This is a genomic window from Planctomycetaceae bacterium (assembly GCA_041398825.1).
Lineage (GTDB): Bacteria > Planctomycetota > Planctomycetia > Planctomycetales > Planctomycetaceae > F1-80-MAGs062.
The window spans coordinates 874263-900386 of the sequence record JAWKTX010000001.1 but is presented as its reverse complement, the minus strand read 5'-3'; the positions used below and the strand labels follow the sequence as shown (position 1 = coordinate 900386).

General features: G+C 53.9%; 28 protein-coding genes and 2 pseudogenes. 4 read left to right on the top strand and 26 right to left on the bottom strand.

The window, feature by feature from the left end:
- Positions 1-75: 75 nt before the first annotated feature.
- Positions 76-693 carry a hypothetical protein gene (locus tag R3C20_03260; GenBank protein ID MEZ6039496.1) on the top strand — a complete coding sequence of 206 codons (618 nt, stop codon included), beginning with the start codon at positions 76-78 and terminating at the stop codon, positions 691-693.
- 560 nt (positions 694-1253) lie between these two features.
- Here the strand turns inward: R3C20_03260 and R3C20_03255 are convergent.
- The 6 genes and pseudogenes from R3C20_03255 to R3C20_03230 form a co-directional block, all read right to left on the bottom strand.
- The gene (locus tag R3C20_03255) at positions 1254-1385 is read right to left on the bottom strand and encodes a hypothetical protein (protein ID MEZ6039495.1); all 132 of its coding nucleotides are present in this window, start codon (positions 1383-1385) and stop codon (positions 1254-1256) included.
- Between the two features lie 2 nt (positions 1386-1387).
- Positions 1388-1774, bottom strand: a complete 387-nt coding sequence (locus tag R3C20_03250; protein MEZ6039494.1) for a hypothetical protein — start codon at positions 1772-1774, stop codon at positions 1388-1390.
- 1262 nt (positions 1775-3036) lie between these two features.
- Positions 3037-3714: pseudogene (locus R3C20_03245) on the bottom strand (DUF1553 domain-containing protein).
- 711 nt (positions 3715-4425) lie between these two features.
- A complete protein-coding gene (locus tag R3C20_03240; protein ID MEZ6039493.1) occupies positions 4426-4626 on the bottom strand; it encodes a hypothetical protein in 201 nt (66 codons plus the stop codon).
- A gap of 211 nt (positions 4627-4837) precedes the next feature.
- Positions 4838-4975 carry a hypothetical protein gene (locus R3C20_03235; protein MEZ6039492.1) on the bottom strand — a complete coding sequence of 46 codons (138 nt, stop codon included), beginning with the start codon at positions 4973-4975 and terminating at the stop codon, positions 4838-4840.
- Complete coding sequence (locus R3C20_03230) at positions 4972-5532, bottom strand: DUF1549 domain-containing protein (GenBank protein ID MEZ6039491.1); 561 nt, start codon at positions 5530-5532, stop codon at positions 4972-4974. Before R3C20_03230 ends, R3C20_03235 begins: the two co-directional genes overlap by 4 nt.
- A gap of 236 nt (positions 5533-5768) precedes the next feature.
- Here R3C20_03230 and R3C20_03225 point away from each other — a divergent pair, with 236 nt between their 5' ends.
- Positions 5769-6026 (top strand): hypothetical protein, encoded by a 258-nt coding sequence (locus R3C20_03225; protein MEZ6039490.1) that lies wholly within the window; start codon positions 5769-5771, stop codon positions 6024-6026.
- 760 nt (positions 6027-6786) lie between these two features.
- Here R3C20_03225 and R3C20_03220 read toward each other — a convergent pair.
- On the bottom strand, positions 6787-7194 hold the full coding sequence (locus tag R3C20_03220) for a hypothetical protein (protein MEZ6039489.1): 408 nt from the start codon (positions 7192-7194) through the stop codon (positions 6787-6789).
- Between the two features lie 1411 nt (positions 7195-8605).
- On the opposite strand from R3C20_03220, the gene R3C20_03215 reads away from it, so the two are divergent.
- Positions 8606-8950, top strand: a complete 345-nt coding sequence (locus R3C20_03215) for a hypothetical protein (protein ID MEZ6039488.1) — start codon at positions 8606-8608, stop codon at positions 8948-8950.
- Positions 8931-9539 carry a hypothetical protein gene (locus tag R3C20_03210; GenBank protein MEZ6039487.1) on the top strand — a complete coding sequence of 203 codons (609 nt, stop codon included), beginning with the start codon at positions 8931-8933 and terminating at the stop codon, positions 9537-9539. The genes R3C20_03215 and R3C20_03210 overlap by 20 nt, the downstream gene beginning before the upstream one ends.
- A 469-nt stretch (positions 9540-10008) precedes the next feature.
- Here R3C20_03210 and R3C20_03205 read toward each other — a convergent pair whose 3' ends face one another.
- The 19 genes and pseudogenes from R3C20_03205 to R3C20_03115 all read right to left on the bottom strand — a co-directional run bounded on the left by R3C20_03205 (position 10009) and on the right by R3C20_03115 (position 26113).
- Complete coding sequence (locus tag R3C20_03205) at positions 10009-10200, bottom strand: hypothetical protein (protein ID MEZ6039486.1); 192 nt, start codon at positions 10198-10200, stop codon at positions 10009-10011.
- 165 nt (positions 10201-10365) lie between these two features.
- A complete protein-coding gene (locus R3C20_03200) occupies positions 10366-10545 on the bottom strand; it encodes a hypothetical protein (GenBank protein MEZ6039485.1) in 180 nt (59 codons plus the stop codon).
- Positions 10535-11065, bottom strand: coding sequence for an ATP-binding cassette domain-containing protein (locus tag R3C20_03195; GenBank protein MEZ6039484.1), 531 nt, complete (start codon positions 11063-11065; stop codon positions 10535-10537). Before R3C20_03195 ends, R3C20_03200 begins: the two co-directional genes overlap by 11 nt.
- 50 nt (positions 11066-11115) lie before the next feature.
- Positions 11116-11466 carry a hypothetical protein gene (locus R3C20_03190; protein ID MEZ6039483.1) on the bottom strand — a complete coding sequence of 117 codons (351 nt, stop codon included), beginning with the start codon at positions 11464-11466 and terminating at the stop codon, positions 11116-11118.
- Positions 11467-11585: 119 nt separating this feature from the next.
- On the bottom strand, positions 11586-11846 hold the full coding sequence (locus tag R3C20_03185; protein ID MEZ6039482.1) for a hypothetical protein: 261 nt from the start codon (positions 11844-11846) through the stop codon (positions 11586-11588).
- 360 nt (positions 11847-12206) lie between these two features.
- Positions 12207-12664 (bottom strand): annotated as a pseudogene (locus R3C20_03180) (glutathione peroxidase).
- A 424-nt stretch (positions 12665-13088) separates the two neighbouring features.
- Entirely contained in the window at positions 13089-13388 is a 300-nt protein-coding gene (locus tag R3C20_03175) for a hypothetical protein (GenBank protein MEZ6039481.1), read from the bottom strand.
- Between the two features lie 233 nt (positions 13389-13621).
- Entirely contained in the window at positions 13622-14482 is an 861-nt protein-coding gene (locus R3C20_03170) for a hypothetical protein (GenBank protein MEZ6039480.1), read from the bottom strand.
- Positions 14483-14978: 496 nt separating this feature from the next.
- Positions 14979-15596 carry a hypothetical protein gene (locus R3C20_03165; protein MEZ6039479.1) on the bottom strand — a complete coding sequence of 206 codons (618 nt, stop codon included), beginning with the start codon at positions 15594-15596 and terminating at the stop codon, positions 14979-14981.
- A 676-nt stretch (positions 15597-16272) separates the two neighbouring features.
- Positions 16273-16617, bottom strand: coding sequence for a hypothetical protein (locus tag R3C20_03160; GenBank protein ID MEZ6039478.1), 345 nt, complete (start codon positions 16615-16617; stop codon positions 16273-16275).
- Positions 16618-16642: 25 nt separating this feature from the next.
- Positions 16643-16843, bottom strand: a complete 201-nt coding sequence (locus tag R3C20_03155; protein MEZ6039477.1) for a hypothetical protein — start codon at positions 16841-16843, stop codon at positions 16643-16645.
- A 162-nt stretch (positions 16844-17005) separates the two neighbouring features.
- The gene (locus R3C20_03150) at positions 17006-17155 is read right to left on the bottom strand and encodes a hypothetical protein (GenBank protein ID MEZ6039476.1); all 150 of its coding nucleotides are present in this window, start codon (positions 17153-17155) and stop codon (positions 17006-17008) included.
- 358 nt (positions 17156-17513) lie between these two features.
- A complete protein-coding gene (locus R3C20_03145) occupies positions 17514-17951 on the bottom strand; it encodes a hypothetical protein (GenBank protein MEZ6039475.1) in 438 nt (145 codons plus the stop codon).
- Positions 17952-19419: 1468 nt separating this feature from the next.
- Positions 19420-19695 (bottom strand): hypothetical protein, encoded by a 276-nt coding sequence (locus R3C20_03140; GenBank protein ID MEZ6039474.1) that lies wholly within the window; start codon positions 19693-19695, stop codon positions 19420-19422.
- A gap of 1586 nt (positions 19696-21281) precedes the next feature.
- On the bottom strand, positions 21282-21434 hold the full coding sequence (locus tag R3C20_03135; GenBank protein ID MEZ6039473.1) for a hypothetical protein: 153 nt from the start codon (positions 21432-21434) through the stop codon (positions 21282-21284).
- Between the two features lie 1310 nt (positions 21435-22744).
- Positions 22745-23509, bottom strand: coding sequence for a prepilin-type N-terminal cleavage/methylation domain-containing protein (locus R3C20_03130; GenBank protein MEZ6039472.1), 765 nt, complete (start codon positions 23507-23509; stop codon positions 22745-22747).
- Positions 23506-23844, bottom strand: coding sequence for a hypothetical protein (locus tag R3C20_03125; protein ID MEZ6039471.1), 339 nt, complete (start codon positions 23842-23844; stop codon positions 23506-23508). The genes R3C20_03130 and R3C20_03125 overlap by 4 nt, the downstream gene beginning before the upstream one ends.
- A complete protein-coding gene (locus R3C20_03120) occupies positions 23841-24737 on the bottom strand; it encodes a prepilin-type N-terminal cleavage/methylation domain-containing protein (protein MEZ6039470.1) in 897 nt (298 codons plus the stop codon). The genes R3C20_03125 and R3C20_03120 overlap by 4 nt, the downstream gene beginning before the upstream one ends.
- Positions 24734-26113: a type II secretion system protein gene (locus R3C20_03115; GenBank protein ID MEZ6039469.1), complete on the bottom strand. Its 1380-nt coding sequence runs from the start codon at positions 26111-26113 to the stop codon at positions 24734-24736. The genes R3C20_03120 and R3C20_03115 overlap by 4 nt, the downstream gene beginning before the upstream one ends.
- Positions 26114-26124 lie beyond the last annotated feature (11 nt).

Here is a 26124-nt window from a genome sequence, read left to right as displayed (position 1 = left end):
GCTTCCTGCACGCATATCGCGAGCACATCGAATCTGTTCGATGCCATCAGGTCATCTGCCATCGGTATTCTGGTTATGGAACTGGACGATCCGGCGTTAGAAACACTGGCAATTCAGGAGCAGCTGCGAGTGGAGGCTTCGCCGATCAGCTGTGTCTACCTGTCGTCGAATGCTATGCTGGAAACGGCTGTTCACGTGATGCAGCGAGGGGCGATTTCTGTGCTGTCGCTCTCGTCCAGCTCCGTGCAGATTGTGGAGGCCCTGAAACAGGCTGAAAGCGTCTTCGATCGACGAAACGCATGGTTGACAATGGCCTGGATGCCACAATCAAAACTATCCAGTGCTGACAGATCGTCAGCGACTCGTGCTGGAGCGAATTCTGCTGCTGGTCAAACGAATAAGCGATCGGGACCGAACTGCACGTCAGTATCAAGACGATTGAAAAACACCGGCAGATCATTCATGAGAAGACGCGGCCAGACATTTCCGGATCTTGTACGGCTCCACACAATTGCTAACCTGCCACTCGACGCCTTTGGTTTCCAGAGCTGCTCAGGGACGTTGAAGAAGCTGCATTCTGACATGTCGATTTCTCCGCCAGCTCGAATCCTCGGAGTCGTAGGACCAACGGAAGCCGACGAGACCTTTCTACCTGCGGCATTTCTCCCGGAGTGCACTCTGGCCGGACTCTGACGGTCACGGTTCCGGATGCGGATGCGGCGCGTCGAGCTCGGGGCCAGCCGTTAGCTAGTTCGAAGCAGTCCTGTGCTCTCGTAGCTCCCATCGTAGTGCTCCAAACGCCTCAATACTCGCCGATGTTCATCACCGTGAGCGAAATCACGCTTGAAACTCGAAAAGGCTTTAACTCCCGCTTCAATGAGATCTTCACGCAGCCGGACTTGCGGTATCTGTGACACAATTTCACGCAAAGCAGCGATCGGGTTTTCGCAAAAGCCTTCATAGGTGACTTCAACAACTCGGTCTGACGGGATTCGCGACAGTTGTTCGTCCAGTTCTTGCTCGATCTGAACAATCTGGTCATGACATCATCGACGTAAGCAAGCCGATCTTCTGATGCCGCATTTTCATGAGCCTTCAGTCCCCAGCCAACATTCTTATCCTTAACCTGCTCTCGCGTGCTTTAATCAGCGACTGGGCAACCAGAACGGGATTCCGCCGAATAACAATACAACGTGCGTTGGGGATCGCCAGGCACAGTTGGTCCAGGCAGCTGGTGTTGCGGTTGTTCTTGTTCAGAATGGTTTTCCAAAGGTCGCAGTCCAGGTGTCGAAGAACTGGCACATCGACTGAAGCTCATCGCTCGACAAATCAGTCTGCGGCGAAACGATCGTCACCCAGCCACTGATTCCAGATGGCAAATCCATCATTAAATACTCAGACCCGCGGTCTGCCCGTAGAAGTATCGAAGTCTGCTCGATGCTGCCGGGCCAGCCAGCCAAACATTTGTGATCCGGAAATGGGTGACCTGGAAAAAAGAGGTCAGGTTGCTGAAGTAGCTCACATCCAGGTATCGACTCAGTACCTGATAGCAGTGTCGTGCGCCGCTGCGTGGTGCCCCCACAAGAAGCAGTACAGGCTGGCCCGATGACTTATTCAGCAGAACGCTCGAGCCTCCTGCCGGCAAGAAGGCATCCAGCGGGCGAGATGCTATTCGAATGGCCTCGTGCGCCAGGGCTGCATATGCTGCTCGTTTACCTGAGGTCAGCATCCGGAAGAGGAGACCGAATGGATTTCGAATTTGCCGATGGAGCAATGCGTGACTTCAAGGACGCTCAGTAGAACGATGAACATTCGATTGTCGATGGATTTCGTTTGCTGACGTCACCGTCCGCTGGCGAGACAATCTCTGACTTCAATCACGCGTTGAGATACCGTTTGCCGTCCCGATTTCGAAAGTCCCCATGGCCCGGTTTTTTATCCTGAGGGATGGGGTTGGTGCAGGATGTTGCAAAAAAGCCACACCGTTTCAACCGGGAAAACGACGCCTGAATGGCCGCGGAATCAGGCGGCTGGAAACAGGCTGAGCCAGCCCGGATGAGTCCCCCGGTCACGCCACCCTGTAAACGACACCCGCTGCGTTGTCGGATCATTTCCTGTATGATCTCCTTGACCATTTCCGGGTGAGCTCGTTCAGCCGTTGAATGACAATTGAATCCACTTTTTCAATGATTTCCTGCGTGCGGCTTCCTGATTGAAGGCTGGACGTCAGAGCTTTGAAGGCTGGGCGACCATCGCACGGATTTCCTCCTTGACATTGTTGATGAATGGCTCCCTGAGGCTGCGGGGCTGCCTTCACACCGCCCATCCCGAGCATGCCGCCAAATGGAGATGAAAGTACTGCGTCGACAAGTCTCTGAAACATCGGTCGTAGTCAACCACGGCCAGAATTGGTTCGGGATCCAGATGCGTCGCATCCTGCGTTGCCTGTTGATTAAAAGTTCTCAACATTCCTCCTGGTGAAGAATTGCTCATGATCAGTTGGTGGATCCTGTCTTGAATCCCTTCGAATCGATTGGGAATCACTCCTGAACCGTAAAGTCCGGGGACACGCCTGAACAGCATGTAGATGGTACAGTTCGTGATCGCTCCGGAAGTTGCAAAGTATCCAATGGCTGGCAGAGTGCCGGACTGAAATCGCCGTAGCCAACTGCAATCATCCCAACGGAAACCAGATTTGTAAGCAGGCTCTTGTTCATGAATGTGAAGGTTTGGACAGGATGACGTTTGAAGATGATGTGTAATGACAGGTTCAGGGACGAGTAATGAACTCACTGAGATTGAAGAGGTTTCTGGTGACAGACGTCCATGTTGCAAAGCTCGACCTTGTATTTTGACTGACTGGCTGACCCGCCGCAAGAATCCCATCTGCCAGATCCCGGCTGAGCACTGTAGATCTCATATCACCATGCAACACGCCGGCCAGCACCTCTTCTTCTCGTTTCGTGATATCTCTCGATAATGCAACGCGGTACGCATAGTTGAGGCGGTCGGGTGCGTGAGTTGATTCCGCTGAACTCAAATCCGGGTCCGATTCCTTTGACGGGTGTCCTGGAAGAATTCGGCGGCAGTACCGGTACTGGCTTCGACGTAAGTCGGATCATTCAGAAGGACCAGAGCCTGCTGAGGAATATTCGAGCGAGGTCTCTCGACAGTGCATTCCTCGCGTGGGGGCGTCAAAGGCCAGCAGGCCTGGGTGTAAAAACATGCGTTGCCACCATGTGTATAATCCAGCGCCGGTACAGTTGTTCGCCGGAATCGCCGGGCCATTCCCGGACCGGGAAATTCAAATGACTCCAGTACCCTGCTGGTTGATACGGGGAATACGCTGCGTCCGCTGACATCATCGATCAGCAGACCGCTCACGCTCAATGCGTTGTCGCGTAATGAGTTCTGTCGAGCCGAAACCGTGACCGCCGCGTAGCGTTGGTTGTACGGGTCTGCAGAACGGATGTGATCGTAGCTGCGACGACTGTCGATACGTGTTTGAGGTAACCAGCGTTCGGATCATGCGTTTCCAGATCCCAGTGGCTGTCCATAAACTCAGCTGCCATCCAGCCTAAGCAGTTCCGGATGCGTCGGCAGAGTTCCCTGGCGGCCAAGATCATCCAGAGGGGAAGCGAGTCCCTGTCCGAAATAAAGTTTCCAGAGACGGTTCACCATCGTCCGCGATGTCAGCGGGTTGCTTCGATCCACAACCACTGGGCCAGTTCAAGGCGAGTCGGCCTTTCCCTCTGGCGATGGCAGGGTTCCAAACCATGAAGGAATAGCAGGTTCCACAATCGGTCCTGTGTCGTCCATCCAGTTTGCCGCGATTTAAGACCCGACCAATTTCTGGCGTTGAGGTTTTGGTCATCATGGTCCGGGAAGATTGTCTTCGAATGACTTCTTCCGGCAGTCATACCTGCGATCTGTTCGCGTAGAACGCAGCTGTCTCCGGCGCGATTGACCGGAAGTAGTCGGACAGCTTTTCTTGCTGCTCCTTCGTACGGTCCGCTGCGATTTGTTACCACGAGAACTGCAGACATTCCTGTGGAATTCCCACAAAGAAGTTTCAAATAGAATTTACGTCTTCGCCTATTCTGGTGGACTTCAACAGATGCCGCGCTTTCTGGCAAACCCACAGTGGCCGCTCGCGATCCTGACTGGCGGCGACAGTGCGGTTGGTTCGTTCGTAAATCGACTTTCTGCCAGTTCAGCCAGACGTCGATAGGCATCAATCCGATCTGGTGGAAACTCGCTGGTTGTGCCATTGCTCGTCATCAACGCGCGTGAAAAATAGTGGAGGTGCTTCCGCCATATTGGACTTTACCATCGTCGAACTTCCTGCCGGACTCCCATTTCAAACCGTTGACCGGAGCAGTCGTATCGATCTCCGCTGGATTCAGAAATCTGGCTGCATAAGCGTCATCGAAGTCTTGACGTGAATGGCCCGATCGTTTCCCATTCAGAAAGAACGGGTGTCTTGAGGACTGTCACAACAGCAGCTGCCTCCCATGCTTCCTGAGCAGCCGTCAGTTCCGGTGTGGACCGTCTGTATTCCGAATTTAGTCTCGCTAATTCATCGTTCAGCTGTTGAAGTCGAATTCCATCATCATCCGTCATCACGGGGAATGTTGCGGGTTCCCGATGGCGGGGTTGCTCAATGTCGGCAAAGAAATGCCGCCGCAAAGCTGTAAAAAGTCCCTGATCGTTATCGGGTCATACTTGTGATTGTGGCATTCGGCACACCCCATGGTCGTTCCAAGAAAATCTGCGAAGTGTTACGAACCCGGTCCGCTGCATACTTGGCAATATATTCTTCGGCTGCCCGCCACCTTCACTCGTTGTCTGCAGCAGCATGTTGAAACCAGATGTAACCATTTGCTCCGTTAAAGGATTCGGCAACAGGCTCACCGGCAAGTTGCTCAATACCAAACTGATCGAATGGTTTGTTGGAATTGAACGAGTGAATCACATAGTCGCGGTAGGGGGGCTATTTTCGAGGTTCATCCGAGTGGTAGCCGTTGCTGTCGGCGAAGCGAACCACGTCCAGCCAGTAACAGCAAGACTACCGAAGTGAGACTGCAACAGTTCGTCCACGACCTTCTCCCAGGCGTTCGGGGATCCATCATTCACGAAAGACTGAACCTGTTGCCACGAAGGTGGAAGACCAATCAGATCAAAATAGATCCGTCGAATCAACGTGACACGTCGAGCTTCTGACGCCCAGCCAATTCCGTTCTCCGCAAGCGGCGAGCGAATGAACTGATCGATGGGATTGTTCTGCCCGGCGATTTCGGGAGGCACATGTTTCACGACGGCAGCGTAGGCCCAATGCGTCTCCCATTCTCCTCCCTGATCAATCCAGCGTCGAATCAGCTCTTTTGCACAGTCGTTGGGTTGTTTGGCCGAATTCCGCAGCGGCATCGCGATGTCAGGGTCATCGCAGAGATCCGCTGATAAAGTTCGCTTTCCGCAGATTTGCCCGGCACGGTGTGGATCGTACGCCACCGGAGAAGCGTGTGCCGTCATCCAGCCTCCAGGTTTCCTCCCTCAGCGTTGCTTCATCAGGTCCATGGCAGGTAAGACACTTGTCTGACAGGATCGGCCGAATGTCGCGATTGAAGTCAGCCGGCGGCTGAAATGCCCCGGCCGGGACGGCAAGGGCTGGAAATCAACAGAACGACAAATGCTGAGATGACGGAATGAGCACGAAAGACATAGAATCACCATGAGGCGTTTGGTTAGGCAAGTCCTGCAAGAATACCATGACAAACAGCTTCGCAAAGCTTCTCCTCCCAATCAGCCTGTTGCTCAATACAGCTCGCATGTTGTCTCTTCGACAGAAAAACAACCAAGCTCAAAGCCAGACAGAATGCTTATCAAAGGCTGAACAACAGAACTGCCAATCTGCCTTCTTGATGCTCGAGTCGTGGTTACAGAATGATCAAGAGACAAAAAGGCTTGCCGTGGCCATCAAAGCACAACTCGCGGCAGGCAACAAGTCCCCCTCTGCCTCAAAATGATCTGCATTCAATAGTCTGACAGCAGTTCTGCTGGATATCAACTCGTTCGCAATGCGTTCACTAATCGTTTCGGGGGCCTATCCGGAGAGGCGTTTGGCATAACAGGCCACGTATAGGTTTCGACTTGAAGAAGCGCGTAACGTTCTGCGGACTCGATTCAAGCTGCGGCGATCAGACTGGTCGCGTCGTTGACAATGGCCCGATCGACCGGCAAAAATTGGCACGTGAAATGAACTCGCCAGGAACGGGCCTGCATGAACTATCCGGTGGTACACGAAGAATGTCTTCCCTCTTGAGATCTTCTCGAAAAACAACCTGACCAGACGCCGTTTGAGCGTAAGTCTGATGCAAGTATCGAGGTTCAACGAATTGACACAGAGCATCGCGTCCCGCGACATTGTTCGCCGGATCCAGCAACTCCACTGCATTGGTAATGTGTACTTTGTTAATTCGAATACCCGCCTGATCACCAGCCCGATTGAATTGGCCACGTCTTCGAAAACCACCGCCCATGACAGACGTCAAAACACAGACTGATGTACTCAGGTACCAGCTGAGATCCATGTCCCGCAGCCTCAGCAACCGCAAACAATTGTTCGAACAATGGCAAAGTCGTTTCGAGCGTTCGATCCATTTCACAAAACGGTTCCGGCTCGATCGCCAGACGGATCTTTCGGCCCGTTGTTTCATGGATCTGCCGGAGGTACAAGGTACCTGATCAGGTTGTTCCAGCAGGCATCCAGAAAACCGATGCCCTGGATCATCCGCCCCGCCAACGGAACCGTGGAAAGACTTCCTTCGCTGGCCGGCAGCAATTGTGCCAGAAGGGCTGCACATTGTTGAGTGTAGCGAACACGGTCCGGCGAGGACCAATCCGGCAGATAGACCTGCTCCTGACACGTTCGCTGTGAAAGTCACCAAATGGAAAAGTATTCGTGGTGTAGCAGCACAGATCATGCTGCCATAGAGTCTGAGCCAGACGCTCCAGCGCCTGGTCACCGGAAAGCTCGTCCGCAACACGGTCGACAACCACAGCCCCAGCCATCGGAAAATCAACACGACGACGGACATCTGCCGTGTGTTCGATCAACCCGCTAATGACCTCGGCAACAGCTCGACCGGGATGAACATTGGTGCAATAGCTCAGGGGCAGGGTAGCAAAAGTCATGCAGCCACTTTTGAATCAGAAAGAATCCACCAACAGGCGATGAGGTTTCCATTAACCGACGCCGATGAGTCTGTCAGTCGGCTTTCTCCGCACCGAACTTTTTCAATGCGAAGACGGATTTCATCTCGCACTCGACGGAATTCCGCATCCTCTCTGTTCTTCGGTCCCTGCATGAAAGGGGTCATCGAGATCACGTAGCCCAGCGTTCGACATTCGCCGGAAAATCAAGCAGTTCTCGTCTGCAGTCGAGCACACGCCGATGATGACGTCCGGCAATTGTCCGTGTGCAGAAGGAACTCATTGGATCGACTTGCTTTCCTGGGAACCGATATCGATCCCCAGTTCAGCCATGGCTGCAATCGCTTTTTGGATGCACGTAGCCCGCTGTCTCGCTCCCGCAGACAAAGCTTCGAACCGGTCTGAATACAGATGACGAAGGAACCTTCGGCCATTTGACTGCGGCAAGAAATTACCCAGGCAAAGAAACAGGATACGACGACGATCTGCCGTGCAGAACTCCTTCGACATGTCTGAAAATGCAAGCTGCCACCACGACTGCGGCACCCGTCATGATAATCATCTTCGGCAGATAATGCCGAAGCATCGCAACCACCTTGTTCGCGAAACACAACAGATTTAGCGACTGAATCGGATATCACGACAGTGCTCGGCAAACGCCCCAGCAGGCGTCATCTGGTGTCATTCCGCCTGAAGAACTGATCGTCGCGAATACGATTCGATCTCTGAACGGCTCGAGAGTGCTGGTACTGTATCGAAAAGACCGGCCAGAATCGGCCACGTCATCGTCTGTGCCGTGGCTACCATCTGTCAGGGAAACGCCCCGGCAGAGTCTATTCGCCGGAAGGGATTCCCATGCGAACTGCGCTTTATTGTTTGCGTTCTGCTCCGTAGTACTTGGCAGGTTGCTCGTTGTCGACTGTCTCCGTGCACCGAACATTACGCGGACTTCTATCGATGATAAAGCGACAAGCTCATCTGCCTCGACAAATGCTACGTCGAGAAACTGGATGTCACGCGTTACTGCATGAATCGGCGATGCTGCCGCTGAGCAGACCAGTGAGAGAACGGATACGCACCTTCCTGTAAATTTCCGCAGGACCGGAGTCAGGTTTTCCGGACATCCCGGATACGGACCAGCAGAGTTGGTCAATCAGGTGATGCAAACATGTAACGACGGTACCGGTCTGAACGATTCGACTGACCAACTCCGGCATCCACTACCGATAAGTTAGTCCGGGGTGATCAGCGACGGATTGTGGGGGCCGTAACTGCATTCGCCGATCCTCTGCCCGGCTGTTTTCTCAGCGGCTTAATGCCCTGCCATTCGATTATTTCAATTCACTCATTCTGCAGCACGCCGCAAATTGTGTTTCTGGAGAGCCGTTGAGGAATGGCCATTGAACTCTTTGCCGGCGATTGGGGGAACGGTATGCGTTGCTCGTACCTGCGCTACAAAGCGCTCAAACTGCATCTGCTGGTCGCAGCATGCACGATGAGTGGTCTGCTAAGCCCCGCGCATGCCGGTTCCGAACTGGAAGACCTTTGCGATCCGTGCCGGGTTCAGAATCCTCTCTCAGGGCGATTCTTCAGGAACGGCACAGAACCAGGCAATCGCAGGTATTCCGTTGCGAGGAATGACACCGAAACCGTGAACGTGCTGAACAGGTCATCGAGAAGTGCAATCAGTTCGAAAGCCTCGACTCAGTATTCCGTGGATGTGCCAATTTATCGGTAATTCTCTTCAGCATCCGACGTGGCCGTCAGCACCTGGCGAGTCATGGGAATCTCTCGATTTGAAATGTGGCAAACAGGGCATATGGAATACGGAAGCTCGCAAGTGGCGGATGGTTCCGAAGGACCGTGATATTCTCTACCGCGATTATAATCAGTGCGTCTTCATTTGTGATGGAAGCCATCACAACCCACTTCTGCCCAAACCATTGCAGGCTGGCTCTCATCTGGTTCAGAAATTACTCTCTCCAGCGGTCGACGGAACCCAGGTCGTCACTCAAAAAGTAGACGTTCTTGTTTCGTTTTCTTCACTTGGCCTATCAACGTTCGCCAAAGTACTGACCTCAGGGACTAATTCGTTGATGGATCGAAATCTGTTTGAAGTTTCGTTGTACGCAAGCTTGATGTCGCGTGCTGTCCGTGATGAACCGAACGGATCATTCAGGTGGCTCAGCAGATGGACGGTGTATTGCCACAACGAAGCGGGAGAACTGATGGCGATTGCACGGCAGCCAAGAATCGTTCCAGCAGACTCACGGGCCGTTTCAGCAGAGAAATCCCGTGACGATCGGAAGCAACTGCTGAGCCTTTAGTTCTCTGTTTGAACCGCCTGCAGTTCAGCAACTCAGGACTGCACCATTGAATCTCGACGGAAGCCCTGGCTGTCGGCCCGGAAGGATTCCCGCAACACTGGCACCGCAAAATGCGACCAACCCCGTCACATCACCGGCAGCTGCGCCGCTTCTTCGAATATCACATTCGCAGCATCGGCAAAGAACGGCCTCCGGTGCGCACCGCTGGTAGTTCGACGGGAACGTCCTCTGCCAGCGATGGAGTTCCGAAACGCGTCCGGCAATCCATTGCAGAGTACAGACACCGTGGCTCCATTCAATGGCAGCCCCCAGCAGTTGGACACAGTCGAAGACACAGAATTTCTGCTGCGCCAAGCATCCTGCCCCGCGGAAGGATTAAGTGTACTGAGCCATAAGGTTCATCGCCCGCACCGCGTACCAGGGCCTGGTTTTCGGTTGTCAGCAGCAAAGACAGTTACTTTTTACCGACTCACGGATTCCAGCAGTTCCAGCGTTCGAGGCAGTGCAGCAGGTCTTCTTCCACTTTCTGCATGCGCGTGCCAATCTCAGCCGCCTTTGAACTGTTGCCCCGATAGATTAAAGGGTCAGCAAGCTGCTCAGCTAATTGCTTTGTTCCGCTTCGAAGCCGCCGAAATCCGATCGGGTAATTCGTCGAGTTCACGCTGTTCTTTGTAGCTCAGTTTCTTCACAGTCGAACTGTATCTGAAGAAGCCATTGCCGCGACCGGCGTTGCCGCCGGAAGTCCGCATTCGCAACAACAGTCGTCTCAGAACTCACGGCAGCAACTGAGGTCACATTGGGCGGTTTGGCAGACTTGTCTTTCATGTTATCTGACCGATTGGCAGATCGAACCGCCTCGTTGTGGCTGAATCCAGTCATCGTATCCGCCATCATATTCACGCAGCTGTGAGTCCCCTTCAAATACGATGGTGCTGGTCACAATGTTATTCAGAAACGCATCGATCGTGGCTGACGAGAAAATGGTACCGCTGAACTCAGGCAACATTTCTTCGAGCAATTCCGGTGGTCTCTGCATCCAGATCGTTCGTTGGTTCGTCCAGCACCAGAACGTTGGCTGGCTTTGACATCATTTTCGCAAGCAATAAACGATTGCGTTCCCCCGACAGGAACCGCCAGTGTTTGAGCTCGTTCCGGAGAGAACAGAAAAATCCTGCAGATACTCCCACCACGTGCCGCTTGTTGCCATTGATCAGCAGAAAGTCAGTCCCGTCGCCAACGTTCTTCTGCAGACTTTTCGTCAATTGCTGATCTCTGCAGCGGATCGAAATAGGCCACGGAAAGATTGGTCCCCAGCTTAACTTTTCCGGACGTCGGCGAAAAGTTGGCCGAGCAGAATCTCGCAGCAGCGTCGACTTGCCGGCACCATTCGGACCGATAATACCCACACGGTCCCCACGGAATACTGTTGTGCTGAAATCATCAATGACTTTATGCTCGCCGAAACCCTGCGACACGCTTCCAGACGCGCCACCAGCTCCGGATCGTTCGGCCTCCTGAATCTGCATTTTGGCCACACCTGTCTTTTCACGGCGGGCTCGTCGCCGCTCTATTCTTTTCAGAGCCCGGTACGCCCGCCATGAGTCCGGCGGGCTTTGATTCCCCGACGAACTAAGCGCTCTTCCTCTGCCAGCTTCTTGTCGAACTGCGTTGTTCGACCTGTTCGCAGCCAGCAACTGATCTCTCTCACCAGGAACGTCTGGTAGTCGCACGTCCAGTCGAACAACCGCCCGCGATCGACTTCAATAATTCGATTTGCCAGTTCCTGCAGAAAAACCCGATCGTGCGTAACGAAAATCAGCGTACCGCTGAAACGCGACAGGTAATCCTGAAGCCAAGAGGATCGGTCGATGTCCAGATGGTTTGTTGTTGGCTCATCCAGGAGCAGGATATCCGGCTTACGAATCATCGCAGTGCCAACAGAACGCGGCAGCTTCATCCCGGCCGACAATGAAGCAAACGGTGTGTCAAAGGGGGAGCGACATTTCCCGTCAACAACCCTTCCAGTTCATCGCCGGCGGACAAAGCTCAGCATCTGCAATCTGATGACTGAATTCCTCGTAGACTTTCTGATCCATCTGCGGAAAGGTTTCCTAATTCGCCATCACATTCATCAATCAGCGATACCCTGCAACAACAACGCCATGTTGCCGAAACCTTCGGCCGCAACTTCGAAGGCTGTTTGTCTTCCCCGTCCGGAACTTCCTGATTCAATTGCGTGATGACCACATCCGGCTGCACATCAACAACGCCATCATCCGGAATAATTCGCCCGGCAATGATCTTCATGAGCGTTGATTTCCCCGCCCCACATTTCGACCCGCCAGGCCAATACGTTCTCCGCGTTCAATATGCAGCGTGATATTGTCAAGAAGCAGGGTAGGGAGGCGTACGTGAAAGTCGAATTGACCAGGCTCCAGCAGCGACATAGGGATGATCGAAGCAAAAAGAAAAACTGCTCTGCCGGAAAAGAGTGAAGCCCGACGGAAGCCGCCGGGCTCCTGACCATGATATCAACTGAATCACGTCAATTACACTCGCGAAGAAACGTACCAATTCTGAGTCAGCCCGTTTGCTCTCCCGTTAAAAAATCGGAACAGACATGCTGCACCGCAGTCAACCGTCGTGTCTCAAGGTCTCCCGCTGGACCTAGTCCCGTATTTCAACGGGCTTCCAGACGTTATTTCGCCAGTTCACTTTCAGCAATTTCACAACGGCAGGTGCATCAGGAGATGTGCGAGTCTTGAATCGACCAGCGACCTTGCCATCCTTGCCGACGATAAACTCTCCAAAGTTCCAGCCCACAGCAGCCGTATCTTCCGCATGTTTACGGTCAGGTACTTGTAAATGGGGCCTGATCATCACCTTTGACGTTGATCTTGGTGAACAAGGGAAATGTGACATCGTAAGTACTGGAACAAAAGGATTTAATTTCTTCAGCGGTTCCAGGCTCCTGCATACCAAACTGATTGCACGGAAACCCAAGAACCACGAGGCCCTTTTCTCCATACTTCTCATTCAGCGCTGAGTTGTTCGTACTGAGGCGTCGCACCGCACTTGCTGGCGACGTTCACGATCATCAGTACTTTACCCTTGTACTGCGACATATCGACGTCCGCTTGCCGTCGATAGATTTCAGTAAATTCATGAACCGAATCTGCAGCCATCGCTCCCCGCCCGGAAAACAGGCCAGCCAGAGTCAATGCCAACCCCATACAAAATGCGCGTCGCACCCTCATTGAGCTTCCCCTGAATTGAAAAAACGTTCAGCCTGGCCCACGGCACCGAGCGAGCTTCCCAGGTATACAAGCCCGAACACAACCAAATCGGCAACGGTGCGAACCAATGCTGGTGTATTGTTACCGGGCTGCGTCAAAGGCAAGCAGACTGTCGCAATCGCACATCCGTCATGCCGGCATCAGCAGCATTATGTGGGCCCGCGCACGGAAGTTTCGCCACTGTCCATTTCTGCGGGCGAATTTGCAGGGCGCGATGAATCGTCACACTCATCAATCGCTGAAATGGGGCGTTCTATGGTTCCAGCCATTGGCGAACAGCAACCGTTCGACTGATCCAGCTGTTCGGGGCCAGTCGAGTAGAATGGACCGCAACACGCCGTCCCGGCATGGGGAACATGGCAACCAGCCGAAGCAGCGATGAACCGACAAAAACGGAAAGGTAGGCATCGCGTGTTCCGCCAAACCACTTCCAGGATGAATGCCCCAAAGATTGCCCCAGAAGAACCATCGCCGCTGAGTTACCCAGATTGTACAGAGTTAATATGCCGACCCGCCGATCACTGGGGATTTGACGGAAAAACTGAAGCAACATGGCCAGTTCGTAACACCCCCAGACCATGCCGCTCGGTCTGGATGCACCCAAGAAACCAAACCGACTGATTCAGCATCCAGAACGCACTAATTGGTACAATTCCAGGAACCCACCGATCCACAGAAGCCGGTCCGCTCCAAAACGGTTGGCAATTCGAGCTGCCCACGGCAATGAGATCATCTTTCCGACGAATCCCAGAGACAACAGCAGCATGTACTCGACCCAATCCATCTTCATGGACTTCCGTATGAAGGGGGTAAAGTACGGCCGGAAATATGAACCGCAGTCTGAACTGCCATCAGGAAGAACACGAATCGACCGATGTCACCGGGATATCGAAGCGACCGAAACATCGTTGCAATCGATCGATTGTCCGCACGCCGTCTCGCGGCCGTTCGAAATTCTGTTCGCCAACCTCGTTGTGTCATGTCCATCGGACTGTCGACCAAGCGACAAGGCAGAAATGAATCGCCCAATGGAACCAATACCGAACAGGATTGCAAAGATCCGGATGGTGTAGTCGGTTTCCACCAGACATCCGCAGAATCAGTCCACCAGTGATTAATCCCGTCAGAACACCAATATGACACATTCGACTGCGTATCGCGAAGAAACCGGGGCGAATCTGATGAGGTACAATCTGTTCGACCCATGTATTCCAGGCGGGACCCGTCGCGGTCTGATGCCCAATAGATTGTGTAGGAATAAACAGCCCACGCAGCCACATTTCTCATGCCAGGGCCATGACCAGCAGTGCAATCATGCTGACGGCCTGCAGAGTTGCCATCCCAACGACAAAGGCGGTAAGATCCTATTCTCGCAGCAACAATGGCGCTGACCAGCTGAAGGCCACTGCCCAGCAAAATGGGAACCGTCGCGATCATTGCAGCAGTTAATTCGCCCATCCACGGAGCCAGAACAAATGCAGGGAGGTACGTTTCGCTCATGCCAACCATGATGCTGAACGAAATCCCGTCCACATTCATCGCACGCAGGTTGCGTCGAAGGGACAGCCTGCCGAGGGCTGTGAATCGTTGTGTTGGCGATGACGCCATAATCTTCAGGCCGGTGCATTCGGGGACAAACCAAACCACTCGGGCTGAAACCCAATCAGCTCAACGGTGCCGTGCCTTAGCATCAGATCAGCGCGATTGTTACCCGATGCTTTGTCTCATCGACAATCGCAGTTTCCAGGCAAGCAGACAAATGCAGAATTGCCAATTCCAGGGCGAAACAGACAATCAGCATTGCAAACGTCAAGCCCCCACGCGTTAATTCCGGATGCAGACATCCCATTAAAAACCCTTCATTCCGCGAAGAAATGAAGGGTTTCGATTCCTGCCACCTGACGGGCGCGATGACTTGGCCTTCGCCGGATGCGGAGTCAACCCCCGGTATTGATCAGGCGGCGCGCGGTCAGAGCTACCACTTGCCGGATCAAACAGTATACGCCTCGGTACGATCGATAATGAAGATCGACCGTCGTTCCCAGCCCGTGGTCGTGTCGTCCGAAACGCCGTTGGTCACGGTGTCGCCATCCAGGTCAAGCCGACCACCAATTCGAATAGGCCGCTCGGGTCTTCATAGGCTTCAGTAACCGACCGTCGCATAAACGATAAAACAATTACTGGTCGTCGTGGTGTTATTCAGGATCTTGGAAAGCAAATGGTGACGCTGCATTCCGTTCGCTGTTGCAGAGACCGAATCCGGATCCTGATGATAGTTCGCTGTCCCTGTTTCCAGCCAGTTTCGATTGGTGTTGTTTATTGCCATCAGATACATCCTCAACAGAGGTTCTGAAGATGGTGCGATCCACGGCATTATCCCCATTCCCTGCTCCCACAGACTGCATGCGTGTGTATCAAACGGCTGGAACAGTGACGCAGCAGGAGTGCCCGGTACCCAAAACGCCGTCTGGCCTGCCCTGCAAGGGATCATAAGACGAAACGACGCCGTCACTTTTGCATCGCTCAGTTCAAACCACCGGTCTCTGAAACCGACGGTGTTGGGACCACCAGGACCGTTGATGGTCATGGTTGCGGATGCCGGCGTATTGTCGTTCATGTACGGCAGATAGCGATTGTCGTTATCAAATGGATTTGTCCCGCTGAGCGGCAGATTCGGATTTCGTTCCGGCGGCAATTCTGCCAGGACAGTATCCAGCAGTCCGGCGTACACTTCAGGATGCCGAATGCCGTTCAGATTCATCTTGCCCGGCGTCCGTTTCAAATTCACATAACTGCCAAGCATACGATTGAGTCGGCTTGGTACTTCTGAACTGAAGCAGGCAGATACACCGATTGTCGTTGACGGTTCCCGTGGTCACCGGAAAGTCCGGAACCATAAACATCGATTCAGCCGAACTAATCCATTTAGGATCGGGAGTACCGCTGACAGGTGCTGGTGAGAAACTGGGGGAAGACCTGCTGGTACCGGGATAACGCATGCGTTCCAGTCGAGCTGTCAGCAAGCGAGGTGGGATGACAGGCACCTGAAGCAACTCAGCCGGAGAAGCAAAATCCCGATCGAAATGAGGCTGCCACAAATTGAATACGCTTGCGGCTCTGTGATGCCGTGGCATCATTGGTGTACACCAATTGTGTTTTTCGTCGACGGTCCGTCGCCGTAACGCCGGCATGGTCATTTTGTTGTTGCCCGTGTGGAATCCAGGGGCTCAATACGTTCAATGCTCGCGATCGCGTCCAGGTCGGTCGTGGGTGTCATTCGGAGACATCAACGAAGTCTGCAATGGAACTTTAATTCTGTCCACTTCGACAAACGGATTCTCCAGAGAGGGACGTTCGGCAGGTTCGGATTCAGTCGCCTTTGCAGGACGATTTCGAAACCTCCGGATGGGCCAATCCCAGTGAATCCATAGTCATCGTTACCATCGCCAGTCCTTCGGTACCGGAGGAACAGCGGAAAAGAATCCCACCACTCCCTGAAGGAACTGTCCGCCGCTGGCCGTCCCGTTCGCCAGGAATCGGTTCTGATGCGTTGTGTGAACCGTATCCAGGTTGCATTGCGGAGTCGGGGTATCTCCCGGAATAATGGTCGCTGTCTGAGCCCCGATGTCCGGAGCAATCAAACTGAACGCGTTATCGTTGTCGTGGTCGACGTACAGATCTGCTGTCCCGAACCCAAGCGGATTCGTGTCATTGGGCGAACCCCTTTCCTCAACTGCAATCGTGAACATTCCCCCTCCCGGGATGTCTGCGTTGCCCGTCATGATGCTCAGTTCGTAGTTTGGCGTATCATCCTGCGGATCCGCTGGATCCTTCTCTATCCACTCGAAGGAATCGCCAGATCGCATATTCTTTGTTGGTGGTCCCGACTTCCGGCAGCGCGAGTGGCACCGTGGATGGAAGCATGTTCTTCAGTTCAAGCTGAAGCATCAATCGAGTCGCGGTCTCGTCGTTGTAGACGGTTTCAACCAGGTCATCCCCCGGATCCACCTGCTCACTGTACAGGGCAAGCGGCTCTGAAAGGCGAGCTGCTTGCGAGCTTCCACTCCGTAAACAACACCCCGGTTTGGTGAATCTTCGTTGTACATACCGTTTGACGAAATTCCGGATGCACCCATCGTTTCGCCGGCCAACTCGGTATACGGATCGTCATCAAGCTGCCATCCGTCTCCAAAGGTTCTTGTCGTGTTCAAACGTAATCACCTCATCCGGATCCATGGCATCCACCATGCTCACAGCAAACTGGGCCATTCTGCGAAGTTGATCGTCTGTGTAAAGAGCTCGTACGGAGTTGCTTGTCACCGGTGTAGTTGAAAACGTTACTTCCAGTCAGCTGCGGCTTCCCAAGCGTATACAGCAGCACGTAAATATCGCGAGCCATCTGTTGGCGATCACGCCGTGCCAGAATTCACGATCTGCGAGAGTTTTCGGAGGATAGTTCGCCCGAGCCGCATCGCCAGCAGCAGTTCCCCGTCACAGGAATGGTTGTGAGTGGAAAACGTGCTGGTGGAATCGCTGTCTATTTGCCCAGCGGTGCTCGGTCAACGAACGAAACCGGGGCACAGTGTTGATTTTGGGGTCATGTCCAGATCCAGAAGATGATTCAAGCTCAGCGGCAGAAGTTTTCCCAGCAGTGCTCGGCGGTCTCCGACTTCTGTTGTCAGGAATAGGCGCACGACCGGTCGATACGGATCTTCGGCAGAGCAGGGTGCGACTGCACCGAACCGTGGTGGAAATTCCAGAAGTCCATCACCGTCGGAGTCCGGCCGACCATTCCCAATAGCGTGGACCATCCATCGCCGGTCCCACCATCGCTGATCAGATTCGGACCCAGCTGATGCGGAAACGGCGTGTAACGCAACTGATTGGTGACAGTCGTAAACCGATCCTTAATCGACGAACCTGTCCCCAGTGCGTGCGGTACAAGCGTTGAGAGTCGGTTACCGGGCGGCGTCTGAGCAGCACCGATGTCCGTCGATGTCAGATGAGCTTCAACCATGTCTCCCGGACCGTAAATCGTATCATCGGGACGCAGGGCAAAATCGATATCAAAGATCACTTCCGCTGGATCATCCAGGGCCATATTCCAGTCTTGCATTCGTAATCAGGTCGTCCGCGTTGCCGAAGACACCATCTCGGCCCGCCAGATACTTTGTACTGAAATAGCCACCGCCGGTGGCCAGGTAAGTTGTAACCCAGCCATTGTTCCGGCGATGTCACGATGTCACGAACTGTAATCGGGAAGCGTGGATCAGGAACCGGCGTTCCGCAGTCCCGAATAGCTCATAGCTCAACCCAACGCCACCGATATCCAGCCGGATGAACGAATCCTCGACGAACCCCGGTCGTTGGGAATTGGCCAATCCCTCGAAAACGTCCTGATTGTCGTCGAAACCTTCGTAACCCCCGAAGTTGATGGGGTTGGAGGACGAGGCCGACAGATTGCCGCTAACCAGGCGGGGCAAACTTGCGATTCGCTTATTTTGAAAGAAGTACGGCAGTGCATTCTCGTCGCCCCATTTCCCGGCGAGAACGTCCGCAGATCAGTTAGGGTCATCAACACGGCCCGCCAGAAGCCACATCAGTTGCATATTCGCCTGCTCCAGCCGAGAAGCAGGATTGGCCCGTACCAATCAGTATATTCGACACCCGAATCAGGGTTCTGGACGGGTATCAGAGCATACGTCGGATTGATCTCTGTTGACTCTAATCCCTGATTCGACGACGACAGACAGCGTGTCCATCAGGGTTACCCGATCCCACGCTTGCCGAAAGAACGGAATTGCGAGGATCGCACATGTTAAGGCGGACATTCAAATCAATCAAAGAATCCAGATCGTAAATGGTGAATGAGAACAGAGTGATATATGGGACGTTGTCTGACCGAATCTCCACGGGTAATTCAGGTCCATCCAGATCCCTTCCTTCACACCGTCTCCATCGTTGTCAACGTCAAGTTCAAATGTGCCGGAGAACTGCCCCGGGATGCCATCGGAAACGTTCGGCGGGTTGGCCGTATCGATCGGTGCGTCTGTCCACAAGCCAAGCTACAAAATTGACAGAGTTTCCGCCTTGTCCCGGCCGCAGAGGAAATGGCCCGCTTGCCCCGGGCAAGGACGCAATCACAGGAACATCTGCCGTGTTGTTTGCATCCAGGTAACGTCGAACGGGTGTCCCTGCTGCATTGAAGCCGGCAATGTGTGTTGCATGAGGACGCATCAAACGCGTCCTGTATTCCGGATGCAGTACTGCTGTACCAGTCGAAGTCCGTGATCGCGTTATTACCACCAGTGCCGTTTGAGGTGCTTGATTTCAACAGAGCAGGGCGTACGAAGCTTGGGATAGCGACGGGAACGCGTTCATACCGCAGAATGTTACTGGCCGCACCTGGTCCATTGTCACGTATCGCCTGTGCCACGTAGGCCAGAAACAAATTGTTGTGGTCCGGATATGGCGACGGCACATCCGGTTCCGGCAGAGAATTGCGAGCCGCCTGAAAGCGTTCTCGTTGACTGGCGTCGTCCAACTGGACACATTTCCCCGTGCAGCCAGCGAGTCGACCACGTTCAGCGGACAAGCGCCGGATGGGAAAAGGTGTCGGCTGTTCCATCGTAGTTCTGGTCAACCACCGGCAGTCCACCAACATAAGTCAGACTGACGCCACTTCCGGTAAACGGAGCCAGATCGCTGCCAGCCATGTTCGTCACCAGCGAATGACGCGCTGTCGGATGCTCCTGAGTGACCGGGCTGTACAAAATGCTGGTCTTGTCACGAGCCTCAGGGCCCGTAATCAGTTGCTTCATCGCAAACGGAAGCGGGTCATCCGGGATTGCTGACAACATCCTTCGCCGACTCGTTGAAATACTCCGACGAAATCAGTTCAGATGAGGATGGTGTAAAACACCATACCCAGAAACGCCAGTATGCTCAGCAATGCCAGCACGATGATCAGTGTAGACTCCCTGCCGTTCGTCCGGACTCCGCCGATTCGTTGTTGTAATGCGTTTTCATTTTCACAGCCCCTGTAAGAACAGAGAGGAACTCGTGAACGAGTTTGCGGATAGGAAGTAGTGCCGATCGACGGCTATTCGTCATCAGTGAGCGACAGAATTGTGTGACCTGTCGCATCTGTTCGCTGCTGTCTCTGAAAACCGAATTGTGACCCGAATAGAGCTCAACGGCCGACGATTATCCACCGGCTTCCCATTGGACGGTTCCATCGGTGATACGTTGCCCCGGAGTCGTTGGCCAGCGAGTCGGTTGAGCCGCCAGCTGTTGTCCCAGAAGTAACACAGCGATACGCAAGATTAAACTTGGTTCCGGTATCTCGTTGTATTGAAACATCTCATCGCCGGGCGAGCCCAAGTCATTCCATTGTGGAAATACCAGGTCGCCAGGAGACGTTTGATTGCCCGACGAATCGCGCTTAGCAGCTGAGTAAGACTGGTTGGCGGTCCAATATCCGCGGTTTTGCAGTCTCTCGTCACGCGGCAGATTGGAATTGAAAATCTGAACCCGGCTGATTTCCGATCCTGCAGGATTTGGAATCAGCGGAGGCGTCGGACCGTTTGGTGCGGAGTGGTGGAGTAAATCGATAGGCGATGTACGGTGGCGAAATCTCATGCAACTGCGCGACTGTATCGCCATTCCTGTCAAACGTGGAATCGGCCGCGAAATCCCGTGCCAGGTATCAAAAATGTGAGGTTGCTGGGTCGGATTTGTATTGTCGGTGTATACGGAGCCAGGGGACCGTATTCGAATCGATTTCTGCCCCAATGTTGGCCTGCAGATTTCGACGAATATGATAGTCACCAACGGATTCCGGGCCTGGTACCACTGACTGTGCTGCAACCGGCGACGACGTACGCCTAAGACGTGCGTCCCAGATCTCGACTCGAAATTCGTGAACGTTGGGCAGCAATAAGTCTTCCACAGAGCGATTACCGCTCCTCGGCCCAAACCACCAATGTCTGCGTTCCCCAGTCCATCAAACTGTGAGGACACTCCATTCGGCTTCGTGCAGAAGCGGGGTCCCCACAACATCCATGGGATTCCCTGTACCAGATATGTTCCGGTGAAGGTCGAAGCATTCGGCTCCTTCGGGAACCCGACATGGGCCAGTTAAATCGCCAGTCGGATGTTTCGGCTTCGCAGGAATCGACCAATAAATAAACCGCCAGCAGCCGTTGATGTGTTCGCGGGATTGCCCGGTATAGAAATTGAATCCCCAACAAGTATCACCGGGTTTCCAAGCGAAGTGAGCCCGATGTCGTTGGAATCGCATCGATCTCCCCTGACCAGCGTGCAACCGGTGGAAGGGCTTGTTCCACCACTCAGCACCAAGCGGGACCGCAGAAAGATCAAAGTGAGCCCAGAAGTCGCTGGATTGTGTGACATTCCAGGCGGCTGGGGCTTCTGGTGCCACCGCTCAACTGAAAATTCGCCAGCGTGATGGCTCCCGACTGCCAACAAACCAGACCGTCTGCCAGCGTCCGCGGATCCAGATCTCCTCGTTCAGCAGGAACGGATTATTCGCAACATTGCTTGTTGGATTAACGGCAAGCTCGTCACCCGGAAACATTCAGCGGATCTCGCAGCAACATCACTCGACGATACAAAGCCCCCCCACGCATGAAGTAAGAAACTTCGGCACTGGTTGACGCAGCAATCCCGATTGACCGACATACTTCCATCGTCGGCATCCGGTTGATTGGGGTTATAAAGCAGCGATGCTGGAGCGAGCGATTGAATTCACCCGGCCAACTGATCGTACAACATTTTGGCTCGCCAAAGTAGGGCGTCTGATCGGAGTTCTGCTGAAGTTGATCAGCACTGACCACGAACTGGTGGGATGTCACGATACCTTGAGGATGGATTGTTGCACTTTCGATATACAGATAACCCCGCGTTTGCCAAAAGATCCCACAGGGATTGATGTGTTGGAGTCTTCACCTGGGTAGTACGGAACAACTTCTGCGGAAGCGGCGTTTTCGACGTCCGACTTCAGCATGTTGACAACGGTGCGGGCACGCTGGTCGTTTTCAGCGATCCTTGCTTGCTGACGCTGTCTGTTGCCATGGAAAAGATGCTGGCAAACATCGTCATCATCAAAAGGACGAGCGTAACTGAGACCAGCATTTCAACCAGAGTAAAACCCTGTCGACCAGAGTCTACTCGACGGATGCAGGCTGGCGATAAGCCGATTGCTGGCACATTGAAGAGTGCATGAAGACAGTCCTACACAAGGCCGACAAACTAATCAGCAGTCTCGGAAACGAACGGTAACCAGCTGGGTAAACATCCACGATTCCGGGTGGAAACATCGCACCTGCCATAGACGACATATCGCTGCCATCCAACGGCGTCGCCTGGGGTCACCGGTGCATCCATCGCATCGCTGCCGTGCCGCTGGCAACAGCATCTGACTCCAGCTCCAGGATAGTCATAGCTGGCCCAGAAAGAAGTCGATGGGCTCAGCAGACTTTTCTCCTGCACATTGCATGCGCACCCGATACCACTGCGCGTTGACGCCATCGAAAATGAATCTCCCTTTGCGAATTTTTGGTTCCACACCATCAGCTCCAACCTTCACTCCCACGAATTGACTTCCGCGGATGAAGGTTGCGGGGAAGATTCGTTCATTATTGGTGTCCGCACCATCACTCGAACCGAACGACGATATCAGCACTTTCTCGAAGAAAGCCGCCGTCACCACGTCGGCGAACCGTTAACATCCAGCTGAAATCAGAGACTCTGCGAGCCTGAATCACCACCCGGGAAACGACGGGCGGATTAGTGATCCTGTTCGTATAAAACTCAACGGGCAAAGCACGAGATCAAGAACGCCGTTGCCATTAAAATCTTCCCCGGCATCCAGACCATTACTGCCATTCAGATCTTCGGACCAGTCACGATCAGTCCCGAAACGCCCGTCAAAGGGAATGCCTGACTGAACTTGCCCGTATCATCGTACAACAGCACGCGAAAGTTCTCGGGGTCCCGGACCAGCGGAACCGTCCCGGAAAACGGCATCAGTAACTGCGATGTTGGCACAGCTGACAAGTCGGTGCCTGCAGGCATCGTCAAAGCGGTCGCTGTCACCGCATCAGGAACCCCCTGAAGAATTTCCGTCCATCCATCGCCCTGGCCAGACAAAGCCTGTGCCGCAAGCTTCAATGCCTGCAGGTCTGCTGTAGTAGCCGTTGGCGCTGGGCCTTCAGCCGTTCGACCTGTCAGCGTTTGAAGGCCGCCCCCGAACCGAGGGACAAAACCCTGAGTTAACGTGCCCGTAGGATCGTTCCCAAACACCGTCGCTAGTGCATTTCCGTCAGCGGCCAGGGTATAAAACGTACCGGGATCCACGATGTAGTTTCGCGTGGCTCGGTTCTGAAAATGTTCTGCGAAGTCAGTGTCGTGATCAGGGTCGAAAATCAGATGGGGCTGGAAATCCAGCAGTGCGTTCACGCTGTGCGTGAGGATCGCACCGTTCGTCATCTGAGTCGCGCGAAGGCTTCGCAGCATCGATATCGGAAAGAGCACGGCCACGGCACTGACGCCGATGCTCATGATCATCAGCGACATCAGAACTTCCACCAGGGTCACGCCTTTGCGACCGTCGACGACAGACATGCGGTGCGATGAATGGATCTTCTTCATTTCGCCACCTCACCCGTCTCTGCAAAGTAGTACGGATCATCAGCAATGCCGTCGGCAATACCTCCGTTGTTATCCGGCGACGCTCCATCCGCTCCGATGTAGGCGTTTACCTTGTGCACTGAGATATTCCCCGTCTGACTGAAGACACTCACCAGTCGCCGCTCCTTCACTTTGTAAATATCCGTCGAAGCGATCCAGGTCTGGTCAGTCAATGTCGGATTGATTTCATCCATTGGAATGAACGGCGTACCCGCTGCCACCGCCGCATCAAACGCACTCAGGTTGCTCGGCGCTGACCCATTGTTCTTTGATGAACAACGCGTCTTCTGCGTCATGATGCGAAGTGCAGAACTCCGACGCCGGCTGCATCTCCGATCACTGAACCTCGAGGAGAAAACATTACGTCCATGTAGCCGGAATACACGCTACCCGTGGCTGCGGTGGGTCTCCACACGCTGGGCACCTTGGACCCGTCAAGGTCGATCACGACTCCGTCGGGCAGGATAGAAGGATCCTGCGGAAGCATTCTGGTGGGCAGTTCAATTTCGTAGGTAAGATCGCGATGGGCCACCAGCTGGCCAGCGTCACCGGCATCTGCATACGGAATCTGCAGCAACAGCAGCTGCTGGTCAGGTGGGGGCTGCGTCACATCCAGCGTTGGATTGGTCGTCGCATTGCCCGTCGTCAGCGGATACCAGTTGCCTGAGGGTCCCGCAGGAATTCGAATCCTCATCCCGTCGACAAGCAGTCCACGCCGTTTCAGATTCCACCAGCCCGGATTGTTAAATCCGCGAACGATCGTGACCAGATCGACAGCGTCTTCATAGTCTCCGTCGCTGTTGCCATCGACTCGTTCCAGTTGAATCTTCGCGCTATCGCGAGGAGCTTCCCACGTTCCGCCTGGCGCTATGTACGCCATTGTCGTCACGGTCCTCAACGCTGCAGGGGATCCTCCCAGACTCTGTTCGATAAATAAGCGAACACCGCGGGCTTCATCAGCATGAATGGCTCGATCGCGGGCTCCCGCCAGAAACGACTGAACCTGACGGGCAGCGGAACTCACCTTATCACCGGTTCGAGAGTAGTTGATGCCGGCAACGGTGATCCCCAGCAGAATGAGCATGATGGTAATCACAACCAGCAACTCAACCAGCGTGAAACCTGCACGATGCGGCCTGCCGGCGAGCATCCTTCTGGCAGGAATTATGTGTGCGGGTAAGTGTCTCATCGGCGACCTCCCGCTCGTCGGTTACGGCTCGAGATATTATCGAACAGCTGATCGACACAGCCTGCCACAAGGTTGGGATCAATCGGACCTACCATACAATTTGTTCCGGCGTATTGGGCCAGATTTCCAAACACGCCATTGGGACCATCCACATCATTGGGCTCCCGCAAGCCAAGTAACCCATCTGGCCCGGCGGATACAATCAGTGGTGCATGGTATGTATCAGGCGTGTGATAATTCACTTCGTTGAATTCGCCGGCCACATTCACCCCCAGAGCGATGTATTTGGGGTTTTCAAGAAATGTATACAACAGTCCCACGGGATCGTCGGGATCAATCAACAGGACATCACGGGGAGTTGACGTGCCAATTGCACTCGGAGTGGGCGGCAAGCCCTTCAGAATGACTTCAGCAAGTTCGCGTTCATAGCCCGTCACGCGACGCAAACCGGCCCCACCTGCATCACTGATATCATTGGGCGTCAGGTCGACCTCGGTCGGATCGTTCACTGTCGCAAAATTTGGAACAAACGGGTTGGGAGCATCCGGGTCAACAAGCCGAGTCGGCCAGCGATAGTATCGCAGTGGTTGTCCCCAGCCATCAACAAACTCCATCAGCCCATCACCATCGGTGTCTGCAATCTCTGAAGACTTAAAGGAATCAGCATCAACGGGAGACGCTCCGAACGTTCCCGATTCGATCAGAAAGAAGTACAGCAGCTCAGCACTTTCCGTGGAATGCAATCCATCCACAGATGCCCCTGCCGTCACGCCCCCGGTCACGGTGTTCACAGCGACTTCATGCTGCAGGTGCTTTGGCCAGAGATACATGCGCACTTCGTCCGCGATCTGCAAAGCGGTTGGCGATGGATTGGGAGTCAACCCGCGTGCTGGATCGCCGTCATTCAGGTTCTTCCTGGCGGCATTCTGAAGCAGATTGAAAATGACGTCCGGAATTCCGTCCGAATCAGCATCACCTCCACCCACGGTCAGTTCCACCATTCGCTGTGGAAACTCGAAACGGAAGGCAGCCTTCCGGGCCAGTGCAACAATTTCCGGAGGCACCTCATCCGGATGCGAAACAAAATAGTCGAATTTGGCACTCGCATTCGTTTTCAGAAGGCCAAGCGTTCCCAGGATGTAGCCCTGCCTTCGGGAGCCTTTAAAGGCCCGATCAAAGGCAAGCATTCGTTGCTCCATCAATCGATTAATCTTTGCGACAGTCACCTTGGTCGCTTCGACCTGAGCCTGCGTTGTCACCCCCTGCATGGCCATTACAGACAAAGCAATCAGGATCGAAACGACGGCAACAACCATCAACAGTTCGATCAGCGTGTAGGCACCTCGCCGATGATGATGTTGTTTTTGAATTGTCATTGCCGGAACCC